Below are 4,361 nucleotides of genomic sequence, written 5' to 3'. Positions count from 1 at the left end.
CCTGGCCGTCGCACTGGACGCCGCACCTGCCGCAGCACCTGCCGTCGCACTGGACGCCGCACCTGCCGTCGCACTGGACGCCGCACCTGCCGTCGCACTGGACGCCGCACCGGGTGTCGTGCCGGGCGGGGCGCCGCAGGCCCGCCCGCTGCTGGTGGTCGACCAGTTCGAGGAGATCTTCACGCTCTGCGCCGACGACGCGGAGCGCCGCCGGTTCGTCGAGGCCCTCCTCGGCGTCGCCCTCGACGCGGGCCGCGTCGTCCTCGTGCTCGGCGTGCGCGCCGACTTCCTCGCCCACCTGACCCAGCACCCCGCCCTGGTCGAGGCGCTCGGCGGCGAGGCGCAGATGCTCGTCGGGCCGGTGTCGTCGCCGGACCTGCGGGAGATCGTCGTACGGCCCGCCGCCCGGGCGGGGCTCACCGTGGCACCCGACCTGCTGGCCACGGTGCTGGCCGACGCCGCCGAGGAGCCGGGCAGCCTGCCGCTGGTCTCGCACGCGCTGCTGGAGACCTGGCGGAACGCCACAGGACCGAGGCTCACGCTGCCGGCCTACCAGGCCGCCGGCGGCGTACGCGGCGCGATCGCGCAGAGCGCGGAACGGGTCTACGGCGAGTTCGCCCCGCCGGAGCGGCAGGCGGCGCGAAGGATCTTCCTGCGGCTGACCGCGCTGGGAGACGGCACCGAGGACACCAGGCGCCCCATCTCCCGGGCGGAGCTCGTCGGCGTGGCCGACCCCGGCGTCACCGCACGCGTGCTCGACCGGCTCGCCGCCGCGCGACTCGTCGTCCTCGCGGAGGAGACGGTCGACGTGGCACACGAGGCGCTGATCAGGGCCTGGCCGCGGCTCCATCACTGGCTCACCGACGACCGCGAGAACCTGTTCGTCCACCGGAGGCTCACCGACGCCGCGCAGTTGTGGCGGGAGCTGGACCGCGACCAGGGGGCCCTGTATCGGGGCGCCCAGCTGCTCGCCGCCCGGACCTGGGCGGAGGACCGCCCGCAGGAGCTCAACGACACGGAAAGCGCCTTCCTGCGGGCCAGCCGCGCGCTGGAGGAGAGCGAGCGCATGGCGGCGAGGCGCCGCACCCGGCTGCTGCAACGCCTCCTGGCCGGGATGGCCGTGCTCTTCCTGCTCGCCCTGCTCGGCGGCGGCGTGGCAGTACGGCAGGGCGGCGAGGCCGCCCACCAGCGACTGGTCGCCCTGTCGCGGCAGCAGTCCCTGCAGGCCCGGTCGCTACTCGGCACCGACCCCGACCTCGCCGGCCTGCTGGCGATCGCGGCGTTCCGGCTCGACCCCGAGCCCGAGACGCGGGGCGCGCTGCTGAGCGTGTCGGCCGCCGCGCGCCGCCGCACCGAGCTCAACCAGGAAGGGCCGGCGATCTTCGGGCTGGCGTTCAGCCCGGACGGGTCGCGCCTGGCCTCGGCCGGCACCGACGGAGCCGTCGGCCTCTGGGACGTGCGGGCCCGCGAGCGGGTCGCCACGTTCCCCGGTCCTCTGACGCGCACGGAACCGGGGGAGATCCACGCCAGGGCGGCGGCGTTCAGCCGCGACGGCAGGCTGCTCGCCTCCGTGGTCAGGGACGCCGCGCTCGGATCGAGCAGGGGCGTGGCCGTGGTCTGGGACGTGGCCTCCCGCAGGCCCGTGTTCCTGCGGCAACGGGACAGGCTCACCGACGCGATGGCGCTGAGCCCCGACGGCACGAGGATCGCGGTCGGGGCCGGCGCGGGCGTGGTCGAGCTGTGGGACCTGCGCGACGGGAGCATGCGCGCGCTCAAGGGACACCGGGAGGAGGTCGTGGCTCTCGCCTTCAGCCCCGACCAGGCGTTCCTGGTGTCGGCCACGGGCGGAACCGAGAACCCCCTCGTGTGGGACGTCTCCTCGGGGGCGAAGGTCGCGGCGCTCGACGCCGTGAACGTCCACAGGCTGGGCTTCGATCCCGCCGGCGGGATCCTCGCCACGGGATCGTCGCACTACGGCGTGCGGTTCTGGCGGATCGCGCACGACCGGGTGACTCGACTGCCTGGGCTGCCGAAGAGGTCGCCGTACACCTGGGACATGTCCGCTCCGGTCGGCGGCCGGATCGCCGTCGCCGACGAGGACGGCCTGATCACGATCTGGGACGTGGCGCGACGGCAGCCCGTCGAGACCTACCAGGACAGAAGCCGCACGGAGACGCTGTCCCTCGCCCTGAGCGCCGACGGCTCGATCGCCTCGGGCGGGCTCGGCCGGACCATCGTGGTCCGCGAGCGCGCCGTTCCCCCGTTCAGCGGACACAGCCAGGCCGTGAACGACATCGAGATCAGCCCGGACGGCCGGCTCGTGGCGTCGGCGAGCAGCGACAGGACCGTCCGGCTGTGGGACGCGCGGGGGAATCCGGTCGCCACGATCGGCGACCATCCCGACCATGTGCGGGCCGTCGCCTTCAGCCCGGACGGGCGCCGGCTCGCGACCGTCACCCGCAGTCACACGCTCACCCTCTGGGACGCCGGCAGCGGACGCAAACTCGGCGCGGCCGCCTATCAGGGGCTCGGCGCGTCCACCGACGTCGCCTTCGATCCGCGCGGGCGCTTTCTCGTCGCCACCGCGCTCGGCCGGTTCCGCTGGGACGTCAGCGATCCGGGAAAGCCGGTCGAGGCGCCGTTCCCGGGCGGATACCTCGTCTCGGCGCTGGCGTTCAGCCCTCGCGAGCCGCTGCTCGCCACGACCGGCCCCGCCGGCGACCTCGTCGTCTGGGATCTGGCCCGGGACCGGGAGGTACGCGCCCTCAGGACCGGACAGGGCTCGGTGCTCGACGTCGCCTTCGGCCCGGACGGCACGTCGATCGCCACGGCGGGCGCCGACCGCACCGTCAAGCTCTGGGACACGCGGACCGGGGCGGGCCGTGGCACGCTGACCGGCCACACGGCCCCGATCCAGGTCCTCGCCTTCAGCCGGGACGGCCGTTCGCTCGCGTCCGCGGGGGACGACCGCACGATCGTCGTATGGGACCTCCGGACGATGCGGCCATCGGCCACGCTGACCGGTCACACGGCTCCGATCAGGGGCCTGGCCTTCACCGCCGACGGAGACCTGATCTCCGGTGGCGAGGACGGCAGGATCATCCGCTGGGGGCTCCGGCCCGAAGCGCTCGTCGGGCGGCTCTGCGCGGAGATCGGCCGCGGCCTCACCCGCGCGGAGTGGACCGCCTACTTCCCCGCGCTGGACTACCGCCCGACGTGCTGACCAGGTGCCGGCAAGAGCGCGCGGTCAGACGAACGTGAGCGCCATGGCGTCGGTGTGTCCCGACCAGTTCAAGGTCAGGCGCCAGCAGCCGGGCGTGGGCAGGCTGACCGACGAGGGCCCGGCGCCTCCCGTGATCTCGCGGGTCACCGAGGTCGTCGTCCCGTCGAGACGCGCCTCGATCGTCAGCGGCCGCATCGGCTGCTGCGGCAGTCGCGAGACCCACAGGATCTTGTTGCTTTCGTCGGGATCGGACGACGCCTTCGGCGGATACTCGAACAGCACGGCGAGTATGTCGCCACGCTCGCCGAACACGTGCGGAATCCCCGATCCGTCGTCGCTGAAGCCCGCGCGCGCCCAGGCCGGCAGCGCGTCCCGGCTGATCTCGGACGCGCACGAGCCCGACGGCCGCCCGGCGTCCCGGGCCTCGGGGGCCTGACCACCCGCCGCGCATCCGGCGGCCGCGACGAGTGCGCTCAGGGCGCACAGGCCCCGTCTGATCACCACACCGACCTCCTCGTGGGGAGCCCGCGGCCCGTCCCCGCCTGCGCGGGAGGACGGCGGGGCCCCCGTCGAAAACGCTGCGGCGGCTCCCGGCCTGCGAACGTCGTCCGTACCGGCGGCAGGGGTGCTGCCCGACCGGCTCCGCGTCCACGTCCGGGACCGCCGCGATGTCGTTCTCCATACGGTCGTGGGCCGCCTGAGGTTCCTTCACGCGGGCGCCACGTCACGAGTCAGCGCAGCGGCTCCCCTTCCGGCAGGGCCAGGGCGGGCAGCTCCGCCCGGGCGGGCAGCCCTTCCCAGTCCCCGGAGCAGGCCACGGAGGCGGCGCCGAGCAGGGTCGCCCGTTCGAGCCGGCCGTACGCGTCGAGCCCGTCGAGCCGCCCGGACAGGTATCCGGCGGTGAACGCGTCGCCCGCGCCGACGACGTCCACCACGGGCACCGTACGAGCCGGGACGTCGAACGAGGTCCGCGCGTCGTGGTAGCTCGCGCCCGCCGCGCCCCGCTTGACGACGACCTCCTCCACGCCGGCGTCCAGCAGGGCCGCCACGCGGTCGCGTTCGCCGTCGCCGTCCGCCACCAGGTCCAGCTCGTCGTCGGACGCGATCAGCACCGTGACGTACGGCAGCAGCGGGCGCA

General features: G+C 74.7%; 3 protein-coding genes. 1 reads left to right on the top strand and 2 read right to left on the bottom strand.

Features of this window, described 5'->3' with window-relative positions; genetic code table 11:
• Positions 1-3,223 (top strand): WD40 repeat domain-containing protein (locus AB0J39_RS38380; RefSeq protein ID WP_363473965.1); only part of this gene is annotated, 3,223 nt, incomplete at its 5' end.
• Positions 3,224-3,247: 24 nt separating this feature from the next.
• Here the strand turns inward: AB0J39_RS38380 and AB0J39_RS38375 are convergent.
• Together AB0J39_RS38375 and AB0J39_RS38370 are read right to left on the bottom strand one after the other, a co-directional pair.
• A complete protein-coding gene (locus tag AB0J39_RS38375) occupies positions 3,248-3,727 on the bottom strand; it encodes a hypothetical protein (protein ID WP_363473963.1) in 480 nt (159 codons plus the stop codon).
• A 227-nt stretch (positions 3,728-3,954) separates the two neighbouring features.
• Positions 3,955-4,361, bottom strand: a 407-nt coding sequence (locus tag AB0J39_RS38370) for a PfkB family carbohydrate kinase (protein ID WP_363473961.1), incomplete at its 5' end; no start/stop codon positions are given.

Origin of the sequence: Microbispora sp. NPDC049633 (assembly GCF_040675265.1) — a bacterium.
Classification (GTDB): domain Bacteria; phylum Actinomycetota; class Actinomycetes; order Streptosporangiales; family Streptosporangiaceae; genus Microbispora; species Microbispora maris.
The sequence above is the reverse complement of the archived record's forward strand: the minus strand, read 5'-3'. Positions and strand labels throughout refer to the sequence as shown.